The sequence below is a fragment of the Xanthobacter sediminis genome (genome assembly GCF_043195015.1).
Classification (GTDB): Bacteria; Pseudomonadota; Alphaproteobacteria; order Rhizobiales; family Xanthobacteraceae; genus Xanthobacter.
This window is the reverse complement of sequence record NZ_JBAFWH010000010.1, coordinates 26,947-51,909: the sequence shown is the minus strand read 5'-3', so window position 1 is coordinate 51,909 and position 24,963 is coordinate 26,947. Positions and strand designations below refer to the sequence as shown.

22 protein-coding genes are annotated in these 24,963 nt (G+C 70.8%); 9 read left to right on the top strand and 13 right to left on the bottom strand.

The features are described 5' to 3' along the window. Window position 1 precedes the first annotated feature (1 nt). A complete protein-coding gene (locus tag V5F61_RS14295; protein WP_393988752.1) occupies window positions 2–1,429 on the bottom strand; it encodes an MFS transporter in 1,428 nt (475 codons plus the stop codon). Between the two features lie 244 nt (window positions 1,430–1,673). Here V5F61_RS14295 and V5F61_RS14290 point away from each other — a divergent pair, with 244 nt between their 5' ends. The 4 genes from V5F61_RS14290 to V5F61_RS14275 all read left to right on the top strand — a co-directional run bounded on the left by V5F61_RS14290 (window position 1,674) and on the right by V5F61_RS14275 (window position 5,331). Beyond that, complete coding sequence (locus V5F61_RS14290) at window positions 1,674–2,633, top strand: TauD/TfdA dioxygenase family protein (protein WP_393988753.1); 960 nt, start codon at window positions 1,674–1,676, stop codon at window positions 2,631–2,633. 45 nt (window positions 2,634–2,678) lie between these two features. After that, window positions 2,679–3,650: an ABC transporter substrate-binding protein gene (locus V5F61_RS14285; protein WP_393988754.1), complete on the top strand. Its 972-nt coding sequence runs from the start codon at window positions 2,679–2,681 to the stop codon at window positions 3,648–3,650. Between the two features lie 87 nt (window positions 3,651–3,737). Continuing rightward, the gene (locus V5F61_RS14280; RefSeq protein WP_393988755.1) at window positions 3,738–4,580 is read left to right on the top strand and encodes an ABC transporter permease; all 843 of its coding nucleotides are present in this window, start codon (window positions 3,738–3,740) and stop codon (window positions 4,578–4,580) included. After that, complete coding sequence (locus V5F61_RS14275) at window positions 4,573–5,331, top strand: ABC transporter ATP-binding protein (RefSeq protein ID WP_393988756.1); 759 nt, start codon at window positions 4,573–4,575, stop codon at window positions 5,329–5,331. Before V5F61_RS14280 ends, V5F61_RS14275 begins: the two co-directional genes overlap by 8 nt. A gap of 143 nt (window positions 5,332–5,474) precedes the next feature. Here the strand turns inward: V5F61_RS14275 and leuA are convergent, their stop codons facing one another. Beyond that, window positions 5,475–7,154: a 2-isopropylmalate synthase gene (gene leuA, locus V5F61_RS14270; protein WP_393988757.1), complete on the bottom strand. Its 1,680-nt coding sequence runs from the start codon at window positions 7,152–7,154 to the stop codon at window positions 5,475–5,477. A 251-nt stretch (window positions 7,155–7,405) separates the two neighbouring features. Here leuA and V5F61_RS14265 point away from each other — a divergent pair, with 251 nt between their 5' ends. Next, complete coding sequence (locus tag V5F61_RS14265) at window positions 7,406–8,152, top strand: AraC family transcriptional regulator (RefSeq protein ID WP_393988758.1); 747 nt, start codon at window positions 7,406–7,408, stop codon at window positions 8,150–8,152. 50 nt (window positions 8,153–8,202) lie between these two features. Here the strand turns inward: V5F61_RS14265 and aliA are convergent, their stop codons facing one another. From aliA to V5F61_RS14245, 4 genes are all read right to left on the bottom strand, one after another. Next, window positions 8,203–9,876, bottom strand: a complete 1,674-nt coding sequence (aliA, locus tag V5F61_RS14260; protein WP_393988759.1) for a cyclohexanecarboxylate-CoA ligase — start codon at window positions 9,874–9,876, stop codon at window positions 8,203–8,205. 23 nt (window positions 9,877–9,899) lie between these two features. Then, window positions 9,900–11,057, bottom strand: a complete 1,158-nt coding sequence (gene aliB / locus V5F61_RS14255; protein ID WP_393988760.1) for a cyclohexanecarboxyl-CoA dehydrogenase — start codon at window positions 11,055–11,057, stop codon at window positions 9,900–9,902. Window positions 11,058–11,248: 191 nt separating this feature from the next. Beyond that, complete coding sequence (gene badI, locus V5F61_RS14250) at window positions 11,249–12,031, bottom strand: 2-ketocyclohexanecarboxyl-CoA hydrolase (protein WP_393988761.1); 783 nt, start codon at window positions 12,029–12,031, stop codon at window positions 11,249–11,251. A gap of 11 nt (window positions 12,032–12,042) precedes the next feature. After that, on the bottom strand, window positions 12,043–12,813 hold the full coding sequence (locus tag V5F61_RS14245) for an SDR family NAD(P)-dependent oxidoreductase (protein ID WP_393988762.1): 771 nt from the start codon (window positions 12,811–12,813) through the stop codon (window positions 12,043–12,045). Window positions 12,814–13,022: 209 nt separating this feature from the next. Here V5F61_RS14245 and V5F61_RS14240 point away from each other — a divergent pair, with 209 nt between their 5' ends. Further along, entirely contained in the window at window positions 13,023–13,571 is a 549-nt protein-coding gene (locus V5F61_RS14240; RefSeq protein WP_393988763.1) for a MarR family winged helix-turn-helix transcriptional regulator, read from the top strand. 323 nt (window positions 13,572–13,894) lie between these two features. After that, window positions 13,895–14,671, top strand: a complete 777-nt coding sequence (locus V5F61_RS14235) for an enoyl-CoA hydratase-related protein (RefSeq protein ID WP_393988802.1) — start codon at window positions 13,895–13,897, stop codon at window positions 14,669–14,671. 320 nt (window positions 14,672–14,991) lie between these two features. Here V5F61_RS14235 and V5F61_RS14230 read toward each other — a convergent pair whose 3' ends face one another. The 4 genes from V5F61_RS14230 to V5F61_RS14215 are packed head-to-tail and all read right to left on the bottom strand — an operon-like array spanning window position 14,992 to window position 18,203. Then, a complete protein-coding gene (locus V5F61_RS14230; RefSeq protein WP_393988764.1) occupies window positions 14,992–15,771 on the bottom strand; it encodes an ATP-binding cassette domain-containing protein in 780 nt (259 codons plus the stop codon). Next, window positions 15,768–16,628, bottom strand: coding sequence for an aliphatic sulfonate ABC transporter permease SsuC (gene ssuC / locus V5F61_RS14225; protein ID WP_393988765.1), 861 nt, complete (start codon window positions 16,626–16,628; stop codon window positions 15,768–15,770). The genes V5F61_RS14230 and ssuC overlap by 4 nt, the downstream gene beginning before the upstream one ends. A gap of 26 nt (window positions 16,629–16,654) precedes the next feature. Beyond that, window positions 16,655–17,623, bottom strand: a complete 969-nt coding sequence (locus V5F61_RS14220; RefSeq protein WP_393988766.1) for a sulfonate ABC transporter substrate-binding protein — start codon at window positions 17,621–17,623, stop codon at window positions 16,655–16,657. A 31-nt stretch (window positions 17,624–17,654) separates the two neighbouring features. Continuing rightward, complete coding sequence (locus V5F61_RS14215; RefSeq protein WP_393988767.1) at window positions 17,655–18,203, bottom strand: flavin reductase family protein; 549 nt, start codon at window positions 18,201–18,203, stop codon at window positions 17,655–17,657. A 263-nt stretch (window positions 18,204–18,466) separates the two neighbouring features. On the opposite strand from V5F61_RS14215, the gene V5F61_RS14210 reads away from it, so the two are divergent. Continuing rightward, window positions 18,467–19,933 (top strand): FAD/NAD(P)-binding protein, encoded by a 1,467-nt coding sequence (locus tag V5F61_RS14210; RefSeq protein ID WP_393988768.1) that lies wholly within the window; start codon window positions 18,467–18,469, stop codon window positions 19,931–19,933. A 232-nt stretch (window positions 19,934–20,165) separates the two neighbouring features. On the opposite strand, the gene V5F61_RS14205 is transcribed toward V5F61_RS14210, so the two are convergent. Next, entirely contained in the window at window positions 20,166–21,020 is an 855-nt protein-coding gene (locus V5F61_RS14205; RefSeq protein ID WP_393988769.1) for an NADPH-dependent oxidoreductase, read from the bottom strand. A gap of 170 nt (window positions 21,021–21,190) precedes the next feature. Further along, window positions 21,191–22,336 (bottom strand): FMNH2-dependent alkanesulfonate monooxygenase, encoded by a 1,146-nt coding sequence (gene ssuD / locus V5F61_RS14200; RefSeq protein ID WP_393988770.1) that lies wholly within the window; start codon window positions 22,334–22,336, stop codon window positions 21,191–21,193. Between the two features lie 416 nt (window positions 22,337–22,752). Between ssuD and V5F61_RS14195 the strand changes: the two genes are divergently transcribed. Continuing rightward, window positions 22,753–24,207, top strand: a complete 1,455-nt coding sequence (locus tag V5F61_RS14195) for an LLM class flavin-dependent oxidoreductase (RefSeq protein WP_393988771.1) — start codon at window positions 22,753–22,755, stop codon at window positions 24,205–24,207. Between the two features lie 187 nt (window positions 24,208–24,394). Here the strand turns inward: V5F61_RS14195 and V5F61_RS14190 are convergent, their stop codons facing one another. Then, the gene (locus V5F61_RS14190) at window positions 24,395–24,877 is read right to left on the bottom strand and encodes an Lrp/AsnC family transcriptional regulator (RefSeq protein WP_393988772.1); all 483 of its coding nucleotides are present in this window, start codon (window positions 24,875–24,877) and stop codon (window positions 24,395–24,397) included. Window positions 24,878–24,963 lie beyond the last annotated feature (86 nt).

Below are 24,963 nucleotides of genomic sequence, written 5' to 3'. Positions count from 1 at the left end.
GTCAGGCCGGGCCGGCCGGTGAGCGGGAGGGGGCGCGATGGCCGCTCAGCTCCTGCCCGGCACCGGGCTTGAGGCCCAGCGACACCGGCACCGCGGCGAGCACGGCGGCGGCGAGCACGAGGAATGCCACGGCATAGTCGCCGCCGTCCGGATGGGGGCGCTGCGCCGCCCAGGCCGAGAGATTCACCACCGTGACCGAGAAGGAGATGCCGATCATCACCGCGAGCTGCTGGAAGGTGGTGTTGAGCGAGGTGGCCGGCGCCACCGCGCGGCGCGGCAGGTCGGCATAGGCGATGGCCGCCAGGGCGTTGAGCTGGATGGCCCGGAAGAAGCCCCCGGCGGAGGCGACCAGGGCGATGAGGGCGAGGCTCCAGCCGGCCGCGAAGGCGGCGCAGGCGGCGAGCGCGAGCCCGCACAGCAGGCCGTTCCAGATGATCACGCTGCGAAAGCCGAAGCGGGCGAGGATGCGGGCGGTGAAGGTCTTGGTGACGAACGCCACGAGGCCGCTGGCGAGCAGCACTAGGCCGCTCTCGATGGCGGTGAAGCCGAGGCCGAGCTGGAGCTGCAGCGGCAGCAGGAACGGCAGCGCCCCATAGCCGACCCGCACCAGGCACCCGCCCCAGAACGACACGCGGAAGGTCGGCACCTTCAGCAGCGCGGTGTCCAGCAGCGGCGGGTGGGTGCCGGCGCCCAGGCGCCGCCCATAGGCGAGGCCCGCGAGCGCCAGCGCTGCGGCCAGGGCCCCGTACACCTCCAGGCCGATGCCGGGATGGCGCACCAGGGAGAGCATGGCCGCCCCGGCCGCCAGCATCACCGCGAGCCACCCCCATTGACGCAGGTCGATGGCCGGCGGCGCCTCGTCGGTCACCTGCGGCATCAGCCGGCCGGCGGCGATGTAGCCGGCGATGCCCAGCGGCAAGTTGATGAGGAAGATCCAGCGCCAGGAGGAATAGGTGGCGATGACGCCGCCCAGCAGCGGGCCCACCAGCGGCCCCAGCATGGCCGGCGTGATCATCCAGGCCAGCGCCATCACCAGGTCGGCCTTGCTGGTGGCGTGGATGATGGCCATGCGCCCCACCGGCATCATCAGCGCGGCGCTGGCGCCCTGGAGCACGCGGGCGGCGATCAGCATCGGCAGGTTCTCTGCGAGGCCGCACAGGGCCGAGCTGAGCGCGAACAGCACCAGCGAGCCCTTGAAGACCACGCGCGTGCCGAGGCGCGCCGCCAGCAGCCCGCTCAGCGGAATGACCGCCACGTTGGCCAGCAAATAGACGGTCATCGTCAGGTCGAGGCTCAGCGGGCTGACGCCGAAGGCGGCGGCGATCTGCGGCAGCGCGGGCGCGATGATGGTCGAGTCGAGCTGGTCCATGAAATAGGCCAGCCCCACCAGGACGGAGAGGGGCCGGTAGCCGGCGGTCTGGGCGGTCATGGGGTGTTCGAGGTTGGGAGAGGTTATATCCATATAGTCCATCAATTTTATAAAATAAATGTTGAAATTAGAATTTTAGCCCGCTAGCGTCGGGATGTTCCGGCCACGCCTCTCAGGGCATCGCCGGCACCGCTCCGGCGCGACAGGAGCCCGAAGGCCCTGCTTCCCGCCCGCCGCGAGGGCGCGCCGCGCCCCCAGCCCCGCCGGAGCGCGAACAAGATTTCGAACGCCGTTGGAGCGAAACATGAGTGCCCTGCCGCAAGCTTCCGAAGGAGCCGCCCCGCAGGCCGCGCGGGTCCTGCACATCCCCGTCGAGCGGCTCGACGCCGTCCAGGCCAAGGTCCTGTCCATCGCCGATTATCGCGGCGAGCGCGAAGCCTTCCGCGATGTGGTGGTGGAGCCCTACTCGCATGTGGTGGGCGCGCGGGTGCACGGGCTCGATCTCTCGGCCGCCGGCGCGCAGGACGCGGCGCTGGCCCAGTTCCTCCACGACCGGCTGGTGCGCTACGGCTTCTTGTTCTTCGAGCCCGGCGTGGTGCGGGTGGAGGAGTTCGGGCGCCTCGTCGGCCTGTTCGGCAGCGCCCGTTTCGCCGGCACGCCCTACACGCCGGCGGCGCGGGAGAACGCGGACATCAACACCATCGATTCCTCGGTCAAGAAGACGCGGATGAACCTGATCTGGCACGTGGACCAGGCGTTCGTGCCCGATCCGCCGCGCTTCACCGCTCTGTTCGGCAAGAATGCCCCGCCCGCCGGCGGCGACACCCTGTTCGCCAATGCCACCGCCGCCTACGACCTGCTCGATCCGCAGTTCGCGCGCTATCTGGAGACGCTGACTGCGGTCCACGACGTGGAGACCCAGGGCTTCCTGAGCCTCGCCTACCAGGACCCTCAGGCCCTCGCCGCGCAGCGCGCCAAGTATCCGCCGGTGGAGGCGCCGGTGATCCGCGTGCATCCCGACACCGGGCGCAAGCAGATCTTCGTCAGCGAGCTCTATACCCAGCGTATTCTCGGCGTGCCGCGCACCGTCAGCGACCACCTGCTGCAGATCCTCTTCGATTACGTCAAGTCGCCGGACGTGCAGACGCGGGTCGCCTGGCAGCAGGGCGCCGCGGTGATCTGGGACAACCGCGTGGTGCAGCATCGCGGCGTCGGCGACTACGGCGACGGCCTGCGCGTGCTCTATCGCGCCATCGTCCAGTAATCCCCCGTCCCCCTTCGCGTGCCCTCGACGGGCGGAGTTCGAAAGATGAACAGAAGAGACAGCCTCAAGCTCCTCGCGGGGGCGGCCGCCGCTGCGCTGCTGCCAGCGCGGGGCGCCCTCGCCGCCCCGGCGGCGCCGGTGCGCGTCACCCTGCCGTCGCCCGGTAGCGCGGGCTCCGTGTGGCGGCCCCTGGTGGCGCGGCTCGGCCTCGCCGAGGCGCTCGGGCTCGACATCGAATGGGTGGTCGCCGATCCCGGCAAGATGCAGACCCAGCTCACCGCCGGCGCCATCGACGTGGGCGTGTTCGGCCCGCTGGGCCTGAGCCAGATCGCCAGCAAGGGCGGCGACATCGTGCTGTTCGGCCCGGCGCTGGACAACAACACCCGCTGGGTGGTGCGCGGTGACAGCCCCTACAAGACGCCGAAGGACCTCGCCGGCAAGACCGTCGCCTCCACCGCCGAGACCAGCGAGACCTACCAGCAGGCGCGGATCGCCGCCTCCCTCGCCGGCCTCGATTTCTCCGACCTCAAGATCGTGTTCGGCTCGCCGCTCGCCAACCTCGCCATGTTCGAGCGCGGCGACGTGGAGGCGATCCTGACCCTGGAGCCCACTGCGACCCGCCTTGTCGCCCGCGGCGCGCGCGACCTCGCCCTGGTGGCGGAGGAATGGGAGAAGGGCACCGGCCTCAAGGGCGCGCCGCTGCTGGTCGGCCTCGCCGCCAACCGGGCCTGGCTCGATGCCAACAAGGATTCCGCCGCCAAGGTGGTGGAGCTGTTCAAGCGCGTCAATTCCGCCATCCGCGTCAATCCGCGGCTGCTGGTGGATGTCGCCGGGGAGATCGGCATCAAGCCCGACGAGACAAACGCCCTCGCGCTGCTGCCGGAACGCGCCCGCGCCTCCTATGCCACCGCATGGAACGAGGAGGTGTTCAAGGGCATCGACAAGCAGATCGAGGTGGCCGTGAGGCTCGGCCTGCTGAAGCAGGCGCCGGCGGGCAGGATCTACGTTCAGATCTGAAGCCGTTTCAAGCGAAGCGGATGCCGGTTCGCCTGGGGAAAATGCGCCGTGCGGGACTTCAGGCCCCGGCGATGCGAAAGGGGAAAGATGTCGCTCCTCGATAAGGTCGACGCGGTGAAGGCGGATGCGCCCGCGGGGCGCCTGCGGGCGGCGTGGGTGCCGGCGGTGGCGCGCGTGGCGGGCGCGGCGCTGCCGTTTCTCGCCTCGTTCGTGTTCATGGCCACGGCGTGGGAGCTGATGGCCCTGTGGCTGCGCTCGCCGCTGGTGCCGGATGTCTCGGCCATCGCCCGGGAGTTCGTCGTGATCTCCTTGAGCGGCAAGGCGTTCCACGAGATCTGGGTCACCTTCTACCGCATGGGCCTCGGCTTCCTGCTGGCGGTGGTGGTGTCGTTTCCCATCGGCATCGCCGCCGCCGTGTCCCGCACCGCCGAGCGTTTCCTGGAGCCCGGCGTCATCCTGGGCCTCACGGTGCCCGGCCTCGTGTGGGCGCTCCTGTGCGTGATCTGGTTCGGGGTGAGCCTCGCCTCGCCGGTGATCGCGGTGGCGCTGGGGGTGCTGCCGTCCATGGTCATCACGGTGCAGCAGGGCGTGCGCTCGCTGTCGTCGGACATCGTCGAGATGACGCGGGTGTTCCGGCTGAAGCGCACCACGGTGCTGCGGCGCATCTGGTGCCCGCTGCTCTATGCCACCACGGTTTCCGGCGCACGGGTCGGCTTTTCCATCGCCTGGAAGGTGATCGTGCTGGTGGAGATCTTCGGCATGTCCAACGGGGTGGGCTACCAGCTCAATTCCCAGTTCAGCCTGCAGAGCGTGGAAGGCGTCATCGCGTGGACGCTGGCCTTCTGGCTGGCGATGATGGCGGTGGAATACCTGGTGTTCCGGCCCATCGAGAACAGCACCAGCCACTGGAAGAAGCGGGCCTATGAGTAGCGATATCCTCGTCACGGGGCTGGGCAAGGCCTATGCCGCGCGCGGCGGGCGGCGCCCCTCCATCATCTTCGAGGGGCTCGACATGCGCATCGCGGCCGGCGAGCTGGTGGCGCTGGTGGGGCCCTCCGGCTGCGGCAAGTCCACCCTGCTCAACCTCATCGCCGGGCTCGATGCGCCGGACGCGGGCGCCATCCGCTTCGAGGGGCGCGGTGGGCCAGGCAACCTCGCCATGGTGTTCCAGCAGCCGCGCCTCGTGGACTGGCTGACGGTGGAGGAGAACATCGCCCTCGTCTTTGAGCGCGAGGGCGACCGCCCGCCGGGCGACCCGCGCGAGGTGACGCGGGCGCTGCTGCGCAAGGTGGGCCTCGCCGAACATGCCGGCGCCTATCCGCAGTTCCTCTCGGGCGGGCAGCGCCAGCGGGTCGCCATCGCGCGGGCGTTCGCGGCGGCGCCCGACATCCTGCTCCTCGACGAGCCCTTCAGCGCGCTCGATGAGCTGACCGCCCGCCGCCTGCGCCTCCTGCTCCAGAGCCTGTGGGCCGAGGCGGAGGGCCGCCGCCCCACCGGCGTGCTGGTGACGCACAACATGCTGGAGGCGGCGCTGCTGGCCGACCGCATCTTCGTGCTCAATGGCCATCCGGGCCGGTTCGCGCAGGTGATGGACATCGACATCCCCCACCCGCGCGACCCCGAGGACCCCGCCCTGTTCGCCATCCACCGCCAGGTGCTGCACGCCCTCGGCGAGGCCTGAGGGCGAAGCCCGCGCGCCTTGCTCGCGGCCGGTTCGCATGAGCTTCCGCCGCCCGCTTTCCGCGCCGTGGCCGAGCGCGTGACCCTGCCGGATCGTCCGCGCCGGCTGGCACCCCGCCGCGTGGTGGCGACGGGTGCGCGTGCTCAGTCGTCGCGCCGGACGGCACCGGCCGCGCCGAGCACAGCCTTGAGGGAGGCCGCGGCCACGTCCGCGTCGATGCCGACCCCGAACACGCGGCGGCCCTCGGCGCTCACGCATTCTGCATAGGCCACCGCCTGCGCATCCGCGCCCCGGCGCAGGGCGTGCTGCTGGAAGTCCGCCACCTCCAGCGCGATGCCGAAGTGCGCGGCCATGGCGGCCACCGCCGCCGAGACGAGGCCGTTGCCGCGCCCGGCCACCGGCACCTCGCGGCCGCCGTGGCGGATGCGCCCGGCGAACAGGCGCTCGCCACCCGCCGGCCCGCGCGCGCCGTCCTCATAGGCAAGGAGGGTGAAGGCAGGGTCCTCCAGCCCGTAGGCGCGGCGGAATTCGGCCCAGATGTCGGCGCCCGAGAGCTCGCGGGAGGTCTCGTCCGCCAGCGCCTGCACGCGGCGGCTGAAGTCCACCTGCAGGGCGCGCGGCAGCTTCAGCCCGTGCTCCTGCTCCAGCACGAAGGCGACCCCGCCCTTGCCCGACTGGCTGTTGACCCGGATCATTGCCTCATAGGTCTCGCCGATGTCGGCGGGATCGATGGGCAGGTAGGGCATTTCCCACAAGCCGTCGTTGCGCGCGGCATGGGCGGCGAAGCCCTTGCGGATGGCATCCTGGTGGGAGCCGGAGAAGGCGGTGTGCACCAGCTCGCCCGCATAGGGGTGGCGCGGGTGCACGGGCAGGCCGGTGAGGCGCGTGACGTCCTGCGCCACCTGCCGCAGGGCGGGGAAGGAGAGGCCGGGGTCGATGCCCTGGGTGTAGAGGTTGAGCGCCAGGGTCACGAGGTCCACGTTGCCGGTGCGCTCGCCATTGCCGAACAGGCAGCCCTCGACGCGGTCGGCCCCCGCCATCACCGCCAGCTCGGCGGCGGCCACGGCGGTGCCCCGGTCGTTGTGGGGGTGCACCGAGACAACCACGCTGTCGCGGCGGGAGAGATGGCGGCAGAACCACTCGATCTGGTCCGCATAGACGTTGGGGGTGGTCACCTCCACGGTGGCGGGCAGGTTCAGGATGGCCTTGCGCTCCGGGGTGGGCCGCCACACGTCCAGCACCCGCTCGCAGATCTCCAGCGCGAATTCCGGCTCGGTGAAGCAGAAGGTCTCGGGCGAGTATTGGAAGGTGAAATCGGTGCCCGGCCGCTTCAGGCTCTCCTCCAGCATGGCGGTGACGCCGGAGACCGCCAGCGCGACGATTTCGTGCCGCTCCATGGAGAACACCACCCGGCGGAACAGGGGCGCGGTGGCGTTGTAGAGGTGGACGATGGCGCGCGGCGCCCCCTCCAGCGCCGCGAAGGTGCGGGCGATGAGGTCGGCGCGGGACTGGGTGAGCACCTGGATGGTCACCTCGTCCGGAATGCGCCCCTCCTCGATCAGGGTGCGCACGAAGTCGAACTCGGTCTGGGAGGCCGAGGGGAAGGCCACCTCGATCTCCCTGAAGCCGGCGCCGACCAGCATCTCCCAGAAGGCGAGCTTGCGGGTCACGTCCATGGGGTCGGCCAGCGCCTGGTTGCCGTCGCGCAGGTCGGTGGAAAGCCAGCGGGGCGCCGCCGTGATGCGCCGGGCGGGCCAGGCGCGGTCGGGCAGGTCAACGGGCGGGGCGAAGGGGCGGTACTTGGTTCCCGGCTGCTTCAGCATGGGGAAGTCCGTCGCGAACGAGGGGGGATCGATGAGGTCGCGACGCGGTACGGCCGCCGGCGTGTCGCTGCTTCCGGCGGCCGCCGGTAAGTCGCAGGCCCGCATGGCGCACGGGGAGCGCGCGGGCGGTCTGCGAGGCGGCGGCGATGGGGAGCGACACGGGGCTTTCCTTCCTAATACCCCTTGCATAGGCCTGCCGCGTGCGAAATTCTTGCGCGGAAGTGCCATTCATCATCGTGATCGGATCAGAGATGAAAACCCAGCGGGCCACGCCCGGCATCGCGGTCATCCGCCGCGACGAGCCGCGCTTCGAGAGCCCGTGGCACGCCCACGAGGCGGCGCAGCTCATCTTCGCGGTGGCGGGGGTGGTCTCGGTGACCACCGGCCGCGGCACCTGGGTGGTGCCGCCGAGCCGGGCGGTGTGGGTGCCGGCGGGCATCGTGCACCGCACCGCGAGCCGGGGGCTGGTGCAGTTTCGCGCCCTGCTGGTGGAGGCGGGGCCCGCGCGCGGCCTGCCGGCGGGCTGCGCGGTGGTGGCGGTGACTCCGCTGCTGCGGGAGCTGATCCTGAGGATGGCCGATGAGGGGTGCCCGGCGGACGTGGCGGCGCTGGCGGCGCGCCTTGCGCTGAAGGAGCTGGCGGTGCTGCCGGTGGAGCCGCTCAGCCTGCCCATGCCCGCCCACGCGGGGCTCGCCGCTTTGTGCGCGCGCCTCGTGTCGGCGCCGGCGGGGGAGGTGGCGCTCGATGCGGCGGCGGCGGAAACCGGCCTCAGCCGCTCGGGCTTCATCCGCCTGTTCCGGCGGGAGACGGGGCAGAGCTTCGGCCGCTGGCGCCAGCAGGCGCGCCTGCTCCACGCCCTTTCCCTGCTGGCGCAGGGGCAATCGGTGCTGACGGTGGCGCTCGACTGCGGTTATGAGAGCCCGAGCGCCTTCACCGCCATGTTCCGCCGTACGCTGGGCCGCGCGCCGAGCGACTATTTCGCCGCCGCGCGGGGGTGAGGCGCGCCCGGCCGGGCCGGACGCGCGGACGATTCACGCGCGGTCCTTGCTCACGGGCGCCGGCTCTCGTTACGCGGGTTCTCCAGCGCCTCGCGCAGCAAGGTGCGCAGGGCGAACTTCTGGATCTTGCCCGAGGCGGTGGAGGGGAGCTGGTCGCGCACCTCCAGCCGCTCGGGATAGTATTGCTTGGCCAGATGCTGGGTATCGAGGAAGCGCACCATCTCCTCGAAGGAGAAGCTCTTGCCCTCCTTGGGCACCACGAAGGCGCAGGCGCGCTCGCCCAGGCGCGCGTCGGGATAGGCGACGATGGCCACCTGCTGCACCGCCGGGTGGCGGTAGAGCACCGCCTCGATCTCCACCACCGGCAGGTTCTCGGCGCCGCGGATGATGACATCCTTGGTGCGCCCGCAGATGCGGATGTAGCCGGCCTCGTCCATGCGGGCGATGTCGCCGGTGTCGAACCAGCCCTCGGCGTCGGTGGCGTTCCACTGGGGCCGCTTCAGGTAGCCCACGAAATTGGAGCAGCCGCGCACGTAGAGCGCGCCCTCGCGGCCGGCGGGCAGCACGGTGTCGTCGGCGGCGCGGATCTGCAGCTCCATGCCGGGCAGCGCCAGGCCGTCCGTCTCGACCGAGCGCACGTCGGGGTCGGACGGCGGCACGACGGTGACGGCGCCGTTCTCGGTCATGCCCCAGGCCGAGACGATCTTCGTGCCGAGCACCCGATGCGCCCGCTCCACCAGGGCGCCGGGAATGGCGGTGCCCGCGCACAGGAAGATGCGCAGGGTGGGAGTGCCTGCGCCCTGCGCCTCCACCGTGTCGGCGAGGTCCATCAGGAACGGGGTGGAAGCCATGGTGAAGGTGACGCCCTCCTGCGCGATCAGGCGCGCGGCCAGGGCCTTGTCCCAGCTGTCCATCAGCACCATGGGCGCCTTCAGCATCACCGGCAGCAGGAAGCCGTACATGAAGCCGGTCTGGTGGGCCATGGGCGAGGCCATCAGCACCACGTCGGCGGCGCCGAGCCCGAGCCGCGCCGCATAGGCGACGAGGTTGGAGTACATGGTGTTGGCGGTGTGCATCACGCCCTTGGGCTCGCCGGTGGTGCCCGAGGTGTAGATGAGCTGGCACACGTCGTTGGCGTCGCCCCGGTCGCGGACGCTGGCGGCGCGCGCGGCCTCGATCTCGGCGTCGAGGGCGCCGTCGAGCAGCAGCGTCTCGAAGCCGGAGGGGCCGCTGTCGCCGGCGACGATGACGTGGCGCAGGTCCGGCAGCTCGGCCTTGAGCGCCCCGGCCATGGCGGCATGGTCGAAGCCGCGGAACACCTTCGGCACCACGAAGACGCGCGCCTCCCCATGGCGCAGCATGAAGCGCAGCTCGTGCTCGCGGAAGATGGGCATCACCGGGTTGAACACCACCCCCAGCCGGCGGCAGGCGATGTAGAGGACGATGAACTCCCACCCGTTGGGTAACTGGCTCGACAGCACGTCGTTCCGGCCGAGGCCGAGGCGGCGCAGCCCCGCGGCGGCGCGCCAGGCGAGGCGGTCGATCTCGGCATAGGTGAGCGCGCGGCGCGCGCCGGTGGCGGCCACCACGCTCACCAGCGCGAGGGCGTCCGGCTTTTCGGCGAGACAGGCTTCGAAATAGTCGAGGAGCGTCCTGCCCGGCCAGAAGCCCTCGGCCTCCATGCGGGCGCGGCGCGGCTCCAGGAGCACGGCGTCGAATTCCATGGGTGTCCTCCTGTTGTTCCGGCTCAGCCGACGGCCGCCCGGCCCGCCCGTTCGCGGGCGATGATGTTCTTCATGATGTGCGCGGTGCCGTCGCCGATCTGCAGGCCCAGCACGTCGCGCAGGCGCTGCTCGAAGGGCAGCTCGCTGGAATAGGCGGCGTGACCGTGCACCAGCAGGCAGGCGTGGATCGCCTCGTAGGCGAGGAGCGGCGGCCACCACTTGGCCATGGCCGCCTCCGCCACGTGGGGGCGCCCGTTATCCTTGAGCCAGAGCGCGTTGTAGGCCAGCAGCCGCGCGCCCTCGACGCGGGTGTCGAAATCCGCGAGCTGGTGGGTGATGCCCTGGAAGGCCGCCAGCGGCTTGCCGAAGGCGCGGCGCTCGCCGATGTAGGCCCAGGTCTCGGTGAGGGACTGGCGCGCCGTGCCGAGGCATTGCAGGCCGATGAGGGAGCGCGAGAAGTCGAACCCCTGCATCACCTGCACGAAGCCCTTGTTCTCCTCGCCCAGGATGTGATCGACCGGCACCCGCACGTTGTCGAAGAAGATGGAGCCGCGGCCGATGGCGTGCTGGCCGAGATCGGTGAAGCGGGTGGTGGAGATGCCGGGGGTATCCATGGGCACGAACACGGCGGAGATGCCGCGCGCCTTGTCCTCCGGCCTGCCGGTGCGGGCGAACACCACCGCCGCCGCGGCCTGGTCCGCCGCCGAGATGGAGGTCTTCTCGCCGTTGATGACGTAGTGGCCGCCGTCCCGCTCCATCCTCAGGCCGAGGTTGGCCGCGTCGGAGCCGCCGCGCGGCTCGGTGAGGGCGATGGCGAGCATGATCTCGCCGGCGGTGAGCTTCGGCAGCCAGTGGGCCTTGATCTCGCGATTGGCGAAGCTGGCGAGGATCTGGCCGTTGAGCGAGGCCAGGATGTTGACGTAGCCGAAGTTGAAGTCGCCGCGCGCGATCTCCTCGATGATGACGCCGGAATAGATGCTGCCGGCGCCGAGGCCGCCGAATTCCTCCGGCAGCTCGGGGGCGATGAGGCCGAGGCTGCCCATCTCCCGCACCAGCCCGGTGCCGAAGCTGCCGGTGCGCTCGCGCTCGCGGTAGCCGGGGGCGAGGCGCTCGGCGGCGAACTTGCGGGCGAGGTCGCGCAGGGCGTTCAGGTCGTCGGTGTCGAAAACCGTGGGATACATGTGTGGGATCCTGCCTTGGGGTTTCCTGCCGGGTCAGTCCACGCGCCGCCTCGGGGCGGTCTTGCGGGGTGGTCTCGTCGGGGGCGCCGGAGTGGCACAGCTTCCGCCCGCCGCGGCGGCGCGGCGGGGGAGCGCCCGCGCGGCGCGGGCCTGAGGGCGGCGGGCGCCGCGCGCTGGGCCGGGACGGCCGCCTATTTCCCGAACCGGCGGAAATCCGGCTTGCGCTTCTCGCGGAAGGCGACGCCGCCCTCCTTGCTCTCGTCGGTGTCGTAATAGAGGCTCAGCGCCCGCATCCCGAGGGCGGAGATGCCCCGGATGTTCTCGCTGTCGGCGTTGAAGGAGACCTTGGCGAGGGCGAGGGCGGTGGGCGAGCGCTCCATCAGCTCGGCCACCCAGCGCTCCACCTCGGCGTCGAGCTCGGCATGGGGCACGACGGCATTGGCGAGGCCCATGGCGAGCGCCTCGGCGGCGGTGTAGCGCTTGTTGAGATACCAGATCTCGCGGGCCTTCTTCTCGCCCACCACGCGGGCGAGATAGGCGGTGCCGAAGCCGGGGTCCACCGAGCCCACCTTGGGCCCCACCTGGCCGAACTGCGCCTTGTCGGAGGCGATGGTGAGGTCGCAGATGGTGGCGAGCACGTTGCCGCCGCCGATGGCGAAGCCGTTGACGCGGGCGATGACCGGCTTCGGCACATCGCGGATAAGGCTCTGCAGCTCGTCGATGGGCAGGCCGATGACGCCGCGCCCGTCATACTGCCCGTCGTGGGCCGACTGGTCGCCGCCGGTGCAGAAGGCCTTGTCGCCGGCGCCGGTGAGCACGATCACGCCCACCTTGCGGTCCCAGCCCGCCGTCTGGAAGGCGTGGATCAGCTCGTCCACGGTGTGGCCGCGGAAGGCGTTGTACTTGTCGGGCCGGTTGATGGTGATCCAGGCGGCGCCGTTGCGGATGTCGTAGAGGATGTCGGTGTAGCTCATGGTTTCCTCCCTCAGCCGTGCATGGTCAGGCCGCCCGACACCGAGATCACCTGGCCGGTGATGAAGGCGGCGTCGTCGCTGGCGAGGAACACGATGGCGCCGGGCAGGTCCTCCGGCTTGCCGAGGCGGCCGAGCGGCACGGCGCGGATGAAGGCGGTGCGCAGCTTCTCCTTGTCGCCGGCGGCTTCCATGAAGCTCTCCAGCATCGCGGTCTCGGTCACGCCGGGGCAGACGGCGTTGAAGGTGATGCCGTGGCGGGCGTGCTCGCGCGCCAGGGTCTTCATGAAGGCGATGACGCCGGCCTTGCACGCGGCATAGACCGCCTCGCCCGAGGAGCCGACGCGCCCGGCGTCCGAGCCGATGGACACCACGCGCCCGGCCACCTTGCGCGCCACCATGGAGGCGAGCACCGGCTTGGTGACGTTGAGCACCGCGCGCAGGTTGATGTCGATGATCTTGGTCCAGAAGTCGGGCTCCGACTTCAGGAAGGGGACGAACAGGTCCCAGCCGGCGTTGTTCACGAGGATGTCGACGGGGCCGAAGCCGGCCTCCACCTGCGCGACGGCCGCGGCGGTGGCGGCGTGGTCGGTCAGGTCCACCACCATGGCGGTCGCGTCGCCGCCGGCGGCGGTGATCTCCGCCACCACCTTCTCCGCCTGGGTCGCGCCGATGTCCGCGACCACGACCCGCGCGCCTTCCTCGGCGAACCGCCGGCAGGTGGCGGAACCGATGCCGCCGCCGCCACCAGTTACAACAACTACTTTACCTTTAAGTCCACGCACGATGGGGTTCCTCCCGCGTCTCAGGATGGTGGCGAATGGGCCGCTATGGCGCATTTTATGCCATTCTGTGGGCCGCTGCGGCGCATGGCCTGCCCGGCCTTCGTGAGGAAGAGCTATAATGGCCGCGCGAAAATAGGTCAATATATTTCCTTAAAATGCGGCGCGAGCCGCCCTTGACCTTGCCGCGCGGCGCGGCCAGAGTGCCGGGCATGACGAAGGATGGCGACGGATCGCGGGGCATATCGCCGGGGCTGAGCAACAGGCTCTTCTTCCGGCTCTACCAATGCGCCAACATGCTGCATAAGACCGGCACGCGGGCGCTGGACGACTATGAGATCACCACCCAGCAATGGGCGGTGCTCGGCGCGCTCACGCGCCCCGCCTTCGCGGAGGGGGTGGCGGTGGGCGACCTCGCCGCCTTCCTGCTGGTGAGCCGCCAGAATCTCGCCGGCGTGCTCCAGCGCCTGGAGGCCGTGGACTATGTGGAGCGCGCGGTCGACGCCAACGACAACCGCTCGCGCCTCATCCGCCTGACGCCGAAGGGGCGCAGCCTGTGGGACGCCAACATGCGTCCCGTCATCGCCGATTATTACGACGCGGCGCTCGCCGGTTTCTCCACCGAGGACAAGATCCACCTGATCCATTACCTCGACAAGATGCTGAGCAACTTCAAGGCGATAGACCCGGAGGCCAGTGCCGCGCGCAAGGCGGGGGAAGGTGCGCCCGCCGCGCCGAAGGGCTCCGCGCCCCGCAGGTGAGGGGGGCCGCCGTGGCGGCTCGCCCCTCCGGGGAGCGCCGCGCGGGTTCGAAAACTGCAATGCTATTTCATGTTTGTCCCGATGCGGTGCGCATTCAAGAACATGAATTACGTGGAGCAGGGCGCTTCCGGTCGGCTTTGGCCTAAAAATATATGACAATATATTGAATTATTGAGCGCGTCGCCGCATGGTTCCGCGACCGGCGGCGGCGATGCCGTTCTCCGCTGTCCAGACCCGCCGCCGGGCCATCGCGCGGCGAAATCCTCACCCGCGCCGGGCGCCTTGGGCCGCGCCCAGACAAGAACAAAGCCATGAGCCACGCCATGACCTACGAGACCATCCTCGTCACCGCCGACGGACCGGTCGGCATCATCACGCTCAACCGGCCGCAGGCGCTGAACGCGCTCGACAGCCGGATCACGGCCGAGGTGTCCGCCGCCGCGGCGGCTCTCGATGCGGACGACACGGTCGGCGCCATCGTCGTCACCGGCTCGGAAAAAGCCTTCGCGGCGGGCGCGGATATCAAGGAGATCAAGGACAAGACCTTCGCGGAGGTCTACGAGGAGCAGTTCGTCACCGCCACCTGGGAGGGGCTCTCGCGGGTGCGCAAGCCGACCCTCGCGGCGGTGTCCGGCCACGCCATCGGCGGCGGCTGCGAGCTGGCGCTGATGTGCGACATCATCATCGCCTCCGAGACCGCGCGCTTCGCTTTGCCGGAAACCACCATCGGCATCATCCCCGGCGCCGGCGGCACCCAGCGCCTCACCCGCATCGTCGGCAAGGCGGTGGCCATGGACATGATCCTCACCGGCCGGGCCTTGCCGGCGGCGGAGGCGCTGGCCATGGGGCTGGTGAGCCGGGTGGTGCCGGCGGGCACCCACCTTCAGGAGGCCGTGGCCCTGGCGCAGCGCATCTGCGCCTCCTCCCGGCCGGTGGTGCGCCTCGCCAAGGAGGCGGTGAACAAGGCCTATGAAACCCACCTGCAGGAGGGCCTCTATGTGGAGCGGCGCCTGCTCTACGCCACCTTCGCCCTGGACGACCGGCGCGAGGGGATGAACGCCTTCGCGGAGAAGCGCAAGCCTGTCTTCCGCAACCGCTGAGCGCGCGCCCGCGCCTCGGGCCGATCGCCATTCGGGCGGCGATGGACGGACACTCCATGTCCCCTCCCCCCCCCGGGGGGAGGGCTGGGGCTGGCGCCGATGGGCGCGATCATGGACGGCTTGAGGCAATGGCGGCACGTCTGCCGTGGGGGCGCAACCCCGCATGGCTCGGATCCAGGCGCGCTCTTCCCCTCCCCCGCAAGCCGGAGAAGGGCAGTACGCCCGGATGCGACGAGGACTCTCGAACGTCGAGCCAGCGTGGAGCATCGAGCCCAGGCGCTGTCTTCACGCGAACCGGCGTCCGCCTTGCCTGAAAGGTTCTACACGGCGGCGAGGATGCGCTCCTGCAGTGCGCTTGCACCGGCAGCCCCCCGGCGCGGGCGCGGCAGGTCCACGGGCACGTCGAGCGCCACTTCGCCGTGCTTCAGCACGATCACGCGGTCGGCGAGGGCGACCGCCTCGGCCACGTCGTGGGTGATGAGGATCACGGTGAAGCCCCGCTCCCGCCAGATGCGCTCGGTAAGGGCGTGCATCTCGGTGCGGGTCAGCGCGTCGAGGGCGCCGAAGGGCTCGTCCAGCAGCAGCACCGCCGGGTGGCTCACCAGCGCGCGGGCGAGGGCGACACGCTGCTTCTGTCCGCCGGAGAGCACGAATGGCCACTCCCGGCCGCGATCGGCGAGCCCCACGTCGCGCAGCGCGCCGGCTGCCGTCTCGCGCCAGCCGGGGCCGCGGGCGATGCCCACATTCTGCAGGATGCGCTGCCAGGGCACGAGCCGCGCATCCTGGAACAGCAGGCGCACCTGGGGCGCGAGGCCGGTGACCGGCTGCCCGCCCACGCGCACGGTGCCGGAAGTGGCGCCGTCGAGCCCGGCGATGAGCCGCATCAGCGTGCTCTTGCCGCCGCCGGAGCGGCCCACCACCGCCAGGAACTGGCCGGCGGGAATGTCGAGGTCGAGCCGGCGCAGCACGGTGCGGGCGCCGAACGCCTTCACCACGCCTTCGAGGCGCACCGCCTCGCCGTGCCAGGGGCGTGCGCCGGCGGCGGGCGCCTCCGCCTGCGCGGGGAAGGCGGCGGCTTCTGGTGCGAACACTTCCATCATGCCGGCTCCGTCCCGGCGCGATAGGCCGGGTGCCAGGCGAGGGCCCGCTGCTCGATGGCGCGGGTGAGGCTGTCCGCGAGCTTCCCGAGCAGCGCGTATGCGATGACGCCCAGCACCACCACGTCGGTCTGGAGGAACTCGCGGGCGTTCATGGTCATGTAGCCGATGCCGGAGGTGGAGGAGATGGTCTCGGCCACGATCAGCGTCAGCCACATGATGCCGAGCGCGTAGCGCAGGCCCACCAGGATGGAGGGCAGCGCCCCCGGCAGGATGATGCGGAAGAACAGCGCCGCCGGCGACAGGCCGTAGACGCGCGCCATCTCGATCAGCCCGCGGTCCACCGTGCGGATGCCGTGGAAGGTGTTGAGATAGATGGGGAAGGCGACGCCGATGGCGACCAGGAAGATCTTCGCTTCCTCGTCGATGCCGAACCACAGGATCACCAGCGGGATGATGGCGAGGTGCGGCACGTTGCGCAGCATCTGCAGGGTGGAGTCGAACGCGGTTTCCGCCGGCCGCCACATGGCGTTGGCAACCCCGAGGACGAAGCCGATGCCGCCGCCGATGGCGAGCCCGATAAGCGCCCGCTGCGTGCTGACGACGATGTTGGAGACAAGGCTGCCGTCGTTGAAGGTGCGCCAGAAGGCGAGCGCCACGTCGCTCGGCGCCGGCAGCACCCGCGAGGAGAGAAAGCCGAGGCTCGCCGCCGCCTGCCAGAGCACGATGACGCCGAGCGGCAGCGCCCAGGGCGCCAGCGCCGGGCCGAGCCGGCGCAGCGCCCGCCGGAGGCTCGGCAAGGGCGAGGCGCGCTCGCGCAGGGGCAGGGCGGCTTCGGAAGGCACGAAGGATTCGGCCATGGCTTCTCTCCTCGGGGACAGCCGCGTCAGGACTTCGGCGCGCGCAGCGCGTCGGAGATCTTGATGGGAGCGGGGATCAGGCCGAGCTTGTGGAAGGTGTCGGCCACCTGCTGCTGCTGGGCGGCGACCTCGGGCGTCAGCGGCTTCACGTCATACTGCTGGCGGGCGAGGGCCACCTCCAGGATGGGCGCGGGAATGCCGATCAGCGGCGAGAACTGCGCGGCGGCGGCCTGCGGGTTGGCCTTCGTCCAGGCGCCGATCTCGGAGACGGCGGCAAGCAGCGTGTCCACCACCTGCGGCGCCTTCTCCGCGAAGCTCTTGGTGGTGAAGTAGAACTGGTAGTTCGAGACGATGCCGGTGCCGTTGGCCAGGGGCCGGGCCTCGATGGTCTTCTCAGCGGCGGCCTGGTAGGGGTCCCAGATGGCCCAGGCGTCCACCGAGCCGCGCTCGAAGGCGGCCCGCGCGTCGGCGGGGGTGAGGTAGGCGGTCTTCACCTCGGAATAGGGCACGCCCGCCTTCTCCAGCGCCTTCACCAGCAGGTAGTGCACGTTGGAGCCCTTGTTGAGGGCGATGGTCTTGCCCTTCAGGTCGGCCACGCTCTTGAGCGGGCTGTCCTTGGGCACCAGGATCGCCTCGCCGGTGGGGGCGGCGGGCTCGTAGCCCACGTAGACCAGCGGCGCGCCGGCGGCCTGGGCGAAGATGGGCGGCGCCTCGCCGGTGTTGCCGAAGTCCACCGCGCCGGCGTTGAGCGCCTCCAGGAGCTGCGGGCCGGCGGGGAATTCCGCCCATTTCACCGTGTAGCCGAGCGGCTTCAGCTTCTCTTCCAGAAGCCCCTTGTTCTTCAGGAGGATGAGGGTGCCGTATTTCTGGTAGCCGATGCGGACCACCTTGTCCTCGGCGGCCGCCGGGGTCTGGAGCGCGGCGCCGAGGCCGAGCGCCAGAAGGCCGGCGCCGGCTGCACGCGCGAGGGCGCGGCGGGAAAGGGAGAAGGGCATGACGATCCTCCGGGGGATGCGGGCGCGCGGGTCAGGCGCCGAGGTTGCGGTAGGCGCCGGCCCAGTAGAGCAGGGGCTCGGCGGTCTCGGTGATGCGGCTCGCGACCACGCGGCCGATGATGATGAAGTGGGAGTGCCGCTCGATGGCCTCCTCCAGCTCGCAGTCGAAGGCGGCGAGCGCGTCTGCGAGCACCGGCGCGCCGGTGCCGAGGCGGGTCCATTCGGCGCCCTTGTAGCGCTCGGGTCCCTTCAGGCCACCCTTTCCGGCGAACTGGTCGGCGAGCGGCTGGTGCTCGGCGCGCAGCACGTTGATGGCGAAGCTGCGGTGGGCTCGGAGCGCGTCGAGGGAGGAGGACGCGCGATTGACACAGATGAGCAGCGTCGGAGGATCGATGGAGAGGGACGAAACGGAGGTGGCGGTGAGGCCGGTGCGGCTCTCGCCGGCGCCCACGGTCAGCACGCTCACCGCCCCGGCCAGCTTGCGCATGGCGGCGCGATAAGCGAGCACCTCCGGGGAAAGCTCGGGCACGGGGGCGGCCGGCAGGGCGGTGGCCTGCGCGGCGGTGGAATGGGCATTCATGCGGCAACCTCCGGGGGGCAGGGGCCGGGAAGACCGGCGCACGGGATGGTCCCATCACAAAAATAGTTTGTAGATAAAAATAATAGACATTAGATTTATGGCAGTCAACAAAGTTCATGCGTTTACTTTAGTATCGTATGAGGATGCGCGACGGCGCACGCCGGGCGCGCCGTGTCTGGCGGTGGCATCGACAGCCGCGCGCGGCATGGCGATCGTGTCCGGCAAGGCCCCGCGCCGTGCGGCCGCAGAAAGGGAGACGAGGCATGCTGAACGCCTGGCGCGACGGCCGGACCATCCTGGTGGTGGGCGGCGGCTTCACCGGAACGCTGCTGGCCCTGGCGGTGGCGGCCCGGCCCGGCCTCAGCGCCGTGCTGATCGAGCGGGAGCCCCGCGCCGGGCGCGGCCTCGCCTATGGCGCGTGCGCGGATCTGCATGTGCTCAATGTCCCCGTCTCGCGCATGGAGGTGGGGCTGGAGCCCGGCTTCGGCCAATGGCTGGCGCAGCGGCCGCAGGTGCTGGCCGAGGCGCTCGACGAGGCGGGGGGCGATCTCTCCCGCGCGTTCGTCGCGCGCCGGCTGTTCGGGGATTACCTCGCCGCGCGGCTGGAGGCGGCGCTGGCCCTGCCGCAATCGCCGCTCACGCGCGTGCGCGGCGAGGCGGTGCGGGTGGAGGACCGGCCGCGGCCCGCCGTCATCCTCGCCGACGGCCGGCGCCTGGAAGGCGAGGCGGTGGTGCTCGCCACCGGCAACCTGCCGCCCAGGCCCCCGCGCTGTCGCGACGCCGCCTTCTACGACACGCCGGCCTTCATTCCCGACCCCTGGGCGCGCGAGGAACTCGCCGCCGTGCGGGAGGATGCCCCGGTTCTCCTCATCGGCACCGGCCTCACCATGGTGGACGTGGCGCTGAAGCTCGCCGCCGGCGGGCACCGGGGGCCGCTGGTGGCGGTCTCGCGCCACGGGCTGCTGCCGCACGCCCATCTGCGCCCCGCCGCGCCGGAGGCGGCCGGCGCCGCCCCGGCCCTGGCCGATCTCGCCGGGGCGGGGCCCGTGGACGTGCTGCGCCGGCTGCGGGCGGCCGTGCGCACAGCCGGCGTGCCCTGGCAGCGGGTGATGGACGCCGCGCGCCCGCAGCTGCCGGGCATCTGGAGCCGCTGGACCCTGGTGGAGAAGGCCCGCTTCCTGCGCCACGGCCGCACCCTGTGGGACGTGCACCGCCACCGCATGGCGCCGCGCATCGCCGCCGGCCTGGACGGCCTGCTGGCGCAGGGGCGGCTGCGGGTGGTGGCGGGGCGCATCGCCGGCTTTCGCCCGGCCCAGGGTGCGGAAGGGGCGGACGGGGCCGTCAGCGCCCAGGTGCGCCCGCGCGGGGGCGGGGCAAGCATCGCGTTCGAGGCTGCCCATGTGGTGAACTGCACCGGCCCGCGTTCCGATCTCGCGGAGATCGGCGTGCCGCTGTTCGCGGACCTGCGCCGGGCCGGGCGCATCGCGCCCGATGCCCTGGGCCTCGGCCTCGAAACGCGGGACTGCGCGGTGGTGGACCGGTTCGGCGCCGCCAGTTCCTGGCTGTTCGCGCTCGGCCCCCTCACGCGCCCGGCGTGGTGGGAGATCACGGCGGTGCCCGAGGTGGCGGTGCAGGTCCACCGGCTGGCGGCGCATCTGGCGCGGCCGCGGGAGGCGGAGCAGGCGGGCACCCTGCTCGAAGACTTCATCCACCTGGGTGAAGGCATCTGACGCCAAGGGCCCCATTTTCGGGCGGTGCCCGCGTCCTGGCGAAACGGAATCCAGCTCGCCTGAAGCCCGTGCATCCCCAGGCAGGCGCTCATGAGCGCCTGCCTGGGGCCTGTGAGAATGCCGCCGGAAAGGGCCGCGGCGGGTTCGCCTGAGCGTGGCGTTGCGCGCAGCCCGTTCGGCGCTGGTCGGAGACAGGAGAGCCGACGCCCGGCGCGGCGGTCCCGCCGCCCCGTCAGCGCAGGCCGAAGCCGAGCGCCTGGAGCGCCGCGCGCATGCGGTCGCGCCCGCTCAGGGCCTCCGGCCCGCGCACGCGGTTGAGTGCCGTGCCGGCCCAGCCGACCTCAGGCATATGCTGGTCCTGCTGGAACGAGGTCAGAGCCGCCTCATAGGCGTCGAGGGCATCCTGGGGCAGGCTCGGGTCGTAGCGCTCGCGGTGCACCACGAGGCGCTGGGAGAGGCGCGGCTTCACCTGGGCCGGCCGCTCGGGATCAGGCCAGCCCACGCACAGGCCGAACACGGCGAGCACGTTCGGCGGCAGGCCCAGGAGCTGCGCCACCTCCTCAGGCCGGTTGCGCAGGGCGCCGATGTAGACCCCGCCGAGGCCGAGGGATTCCAGCGCCACCAGCGCGTTCTGCGCTGCCAGCGCGGCATCGATGATGCCCACGAACAGGGTTTCGAGGAAGCCGAGGGCATCGGTGGGCGCGCCCGCCCGCCGGCCGATCTCCTCCAGCCGCGCGAGGTCCGCGAGCCACACCAGCACCAGCGGCGCTTCCGTCACGTGCTTCTGGCCGCCGGCGATCTCCGCGAGGCGGGCCTTGGTCTCGGGCTTCTCCACCGCCACCAGGGAGAAGGTCTGGAGATTGGAGGAGGAGGGCGCCGACTGGGCCGCCGCCGCCAGGGTCTCCACCAGCCCCGCTGGCAGCGGGCGGGCGGAGAAGGCGCGCACGGTGCGGTGGCCGAGCAGGGCGGCAATGGTGTCGTTGACGTGCACCCCGGCCGGGCTCTCGGCGGCGCCGTAGCGGGCGTCGAGCAGGTCGCGCAGGTCGTTCGCGGGCGTGGGGCGGGGCTGGGTCTGGCTGGCGGACATAAGCATCCTCGCGGAACAGGGGGGCGGGGTTGTGCCGCCCCGCTTCCGGCGCGGACGATAGCATCTTCGGAAACCGTATCATCGGCCCCGGCCTACGACCGGCGGGTCTTGCTCAAGCGCGGCGCCGGCCTGACCGGAGGCCCGTGAGTCGAGCTCACGGGCCTTTCGCCTCAGCTTGCTGCGGTTTGGCGGACGGCTCGGATGTCGAAGGCGCCGCCGGTCTGTGTGCCCTGCTTGGTGACGGCGGCCTTGCCGAGGCGGGGGAACACCAGCTCGGCGAAGCGGATGGATTCCTCGAGGTGCGGGTAGCCCGACAGCACGAAGGTGTCGACGCCCAGCGCCTGGTACTCGCGCAGCCGCGCGGCGATCTGCTCGGGGTCGCCCACCAGCGCGGTGCCGGCCCCGCCGCGCACGAGGCCCACGCCCGCCCACAGGTTCGGCGCCACCACCAGCCGGTCGCGGCGGCCGCCGTGCAGGGCCGCCATGCGCTTCTGGCCCTCGGAATCCATCTTGGAGAAATTGGCCTGGGCGGCGGCGATGTCGGCGTCGCTGAGGCGGGAGATCAGCCGGTCGGCCTCGGCCCAGGCCTCGGCCTCGGTCTCGCGGGCGATGACGTGGAGGCGCACGCCGAAGCGCACGGTGCGGCCGTGGCGGGCGGCGCGGGCGCGCACCTCGGCGATCTTTTCGGCCACGGCGGCGGGCGGCTCGCCCCAGGTCAGGTAGGCGTCCACATGCTTGGCGGCCAGCTCGTGGGCGGCGGGGGAGGAGCCGCCGAAATAGAGCGGCGGATAGGGCCGCTGGACGGGGGGATAATAATTGCGGGCGTTCTCCACCTTGAGGTGGCGGCCGCTGAAGCTGAAGGCCTCGCCGGTGGCGAGGATCTGCCGCCACACGGTGAGGAACTCGTCGGCGGCCTCGTAGCGGGCATCGTGGTCGAGGAAGATGCCGTCGGCGGCGAGCTCGGCGGCGTCGCCGCCCGGCACCACGTTGAGCAGCAGGCGCCCGTCCAGGGCCTGGTCGAGGGTGGCGGCCTGGCGGGCGCAGGCGGTGGGCCCCATGATGGAGGTGCGCAGCGCCACCAGCAGCTTGATGCGGCTGGTGAGGGGGATGAGGCTGGAGGCGGTCACCCAGGGGTCCTGGCAGCTCGATCCGGTGGGGATGAGGAGGCCGTCGTAGCCGAGGCGCTCGGCGGTGACGGCGATCTCGCGCAGATAGGCGTTGGTGGGCTCGCGCCCGAAATCGGATGTGCCGAGATAGCGGGTATCGCCGGATGTGGGGAGGAACCAGAAGACTTCCGGGGAGGGAAGGTTCGCCATCGCATCGATCCTGTCAGAGCGGCCGGGCCTGCGGCGCCCGTTTCCGGACGCGCATCGTCACCTCCTGTGATAGGCGGCCCCCGCACCCGCGGCCATTCCAAAGACAGGCCGGCATGGAGAATGATCTTCTTCAGAACCGTCTAGAGTAGAAAAATATTCCATATCGCGCGAGAGCGCCCATTTCGGAAGACTTGAAGATACGGCATCCAGCTGGCGGTGGCTGCAGTTCCCCGTTCTTATGCACGCCTGAAGCAGAAAAAATCTTCTCTTTTTGCTCTCATGTTTAGAATGGAGCGCCGTCGGCGTGTCCCTTTACATTCCCAGGCCTGATGACACTGGCGCCGCAGCGCCGGGCGTCGCGCGCGGGGCGTGTTCCCGGCGGGGCGCGGGCCCGGCCGAGGCCAAGGGGAAGGCACATGAGCACACCGAAGAAGCGTATCATTCTCAATGCCTTCGACATGACCTGCGTGGGCCACCAGGCGGCGGGCACCTGGCGCCATCCTTCGAGCCAGGCCTCGCGCTACAACGACATTGAATACTGGACGAATCTTGCCATCGAGCTGGAGCGGGGCGCGTTCGACGCTCTCTTCATTGCCGACGTGGTGGGTGTCTACGACGTCTATCGCGGCTCCGCCGAGGCGGCCCTCCAGGATGCGGCCCAGGTGCCGGTGAACGACCCCTTCGGCGCCATCTCCGCCATGGCGGCGGTGACGAAGAACGTGGGCTTCGGCGTGACCGCGGCGGTGACCTTCGAGCACCCCTATCTGCTCGCGCGCCGCCTCTCGACCCTCGACCACCTCACCAAGGGCCGGGTGGCCTGGAACGTGGTGTCCTCCTATCTCGACTCCGCCGCCCGCAACATCGGCATGGATCGCCAGATCGAACATGACGCGCGTTATGATCTCGCGGAAGAATACATGGAGGTCGTCTACAAGCTGTGGGAAGGCTCCTGGGAGGAGGGGGCCGTTCTGCGCGACAAGGAGAAAGGCATCTTCACCGATGCCTCCAAGGTCCATCCCATCCAGCACGACGGCGAATACTTCAAGGTGCCGGGCTTCCACCTATGCGAGCCCTCGCCGCAGCGCACGCCGCTGATCTTCCAGGCCGGCGCCTCCTCGCGTGGCCGGCGCTTCGCCGCCCGCCACGCGGAGGCGATGTTCGTGCTCGCCACCTCGCCCGAGACCGCCCGCAAGCTGACCGACCAGATCCGCGCCGAGGTGGCCGCCGCCGGCCGCGAGCCCGACGCGCTGAAGATCTTCACGCTGCTGACCGTCATCACCGGCCCCACCGACGAGGCGGCTCAGCGCAAATATGAGGAATATCTCTCCTATGCCAGCGCGGAGGGCGCGCTCGCCCTCTACGGCGGCTGGACCGGGCTCGATTTCTCCTCGCTCGACCCGGACCTGCCGCTCACTGCCGTTGAGAACGACGCTTTGCGCACTACGCTGGAATCCCTCGCCGCCGACGGCGAGGCCTGGACCGTGCGCGAGGTGATCCGCCGCCGGTCCATCGGCGGGCTCGGGCCGGTGCTGGTCGGCGGGCCGCAGAAGGTGGCCGACGAGCTGGAGCGCTGGGTGGACGAGGGCGGCGTGGATGGCTTCAACCTCGCCTATGCGATCACGCCGGCGTCCACCACGGACTTCATCGATTTCGTGGTGCCGGAGCTGCGCAGGCGCGGGCGGGTGCAGAGCGATTATGCCTCCGGCACGCTGCGCGAGAAGCTGCTGGGCGATGCCGGCGGGCTGGCGCGCGCCAGCCATCCGGCGGCGCAGTGGCGCAGCCATTACCACGGCCGGGAGAGCGTGGCCGATGCGAGCCGCGGGCGCCCCTTCGACGCGCCGTCGGAAGGGCGCCTCGACGCGGCGGAATGAGCCGGGCGGGCGAGGGGCGTGGGCAAGGGGCGGCCGCCCCTTCGCTCCGGCCTTGCTCCGGCAGTTCAAGACAGCGGGCCCATCCGTGCCGAGGCGCGGGCGGGCCCGTTTTCGTGTCCGTACATGCCCGGCCGCTGTCCGCCGTCCGGCGTGCGTGCCCTCCCTTGGGGGGCGCGCCTCGCCGCGGCTAGCGCCGTGCGGCGGTGCGGGTCTCGATGGGATAGGCGGTCGTGAACTTCATCCGCTCCATGGCGAAGTGGGATGTCACGTTGCGCAGCGGCACCGCGTCCGTCAGGCGCCGGTAGAAGTGGTCGAAGGCCGCCATGTCCGGCATCGCCACCCGCAGCAGGTAGTCCATTTCCCCGGCCATGCGGTAGACTTCCAGCACCTCGGGCATGCCGTCCACCAAGTGGATGAAGCTCTCACGCCATTCCTTCGTATGGTCGGGCGCCTCGATGCCGATGAACACCGCGAGGCCGAGGCCGAGCTTCGCCGGATCGGCGATGGCGACGCGATGCATCAGCACGCCCGATGCCTCCAGCTTCTGGATGCGCTTCCAGCACGGGGTCTGCGACAGGCCGACCTTGTCCGCGACCTGGGCCACGGTCTGGGTCGCGTCGCGCATCAGCTCGGCGACGATCTTGCGGTCGATCTGGTCGAGGCCGCTCATCCATGTTGCTCCCGTGGCTTGGCCCGCATGCGGAAAATGTATCTAATCGATCGTATTTATAGAGAATAAAATGCGGCACAAGTCAA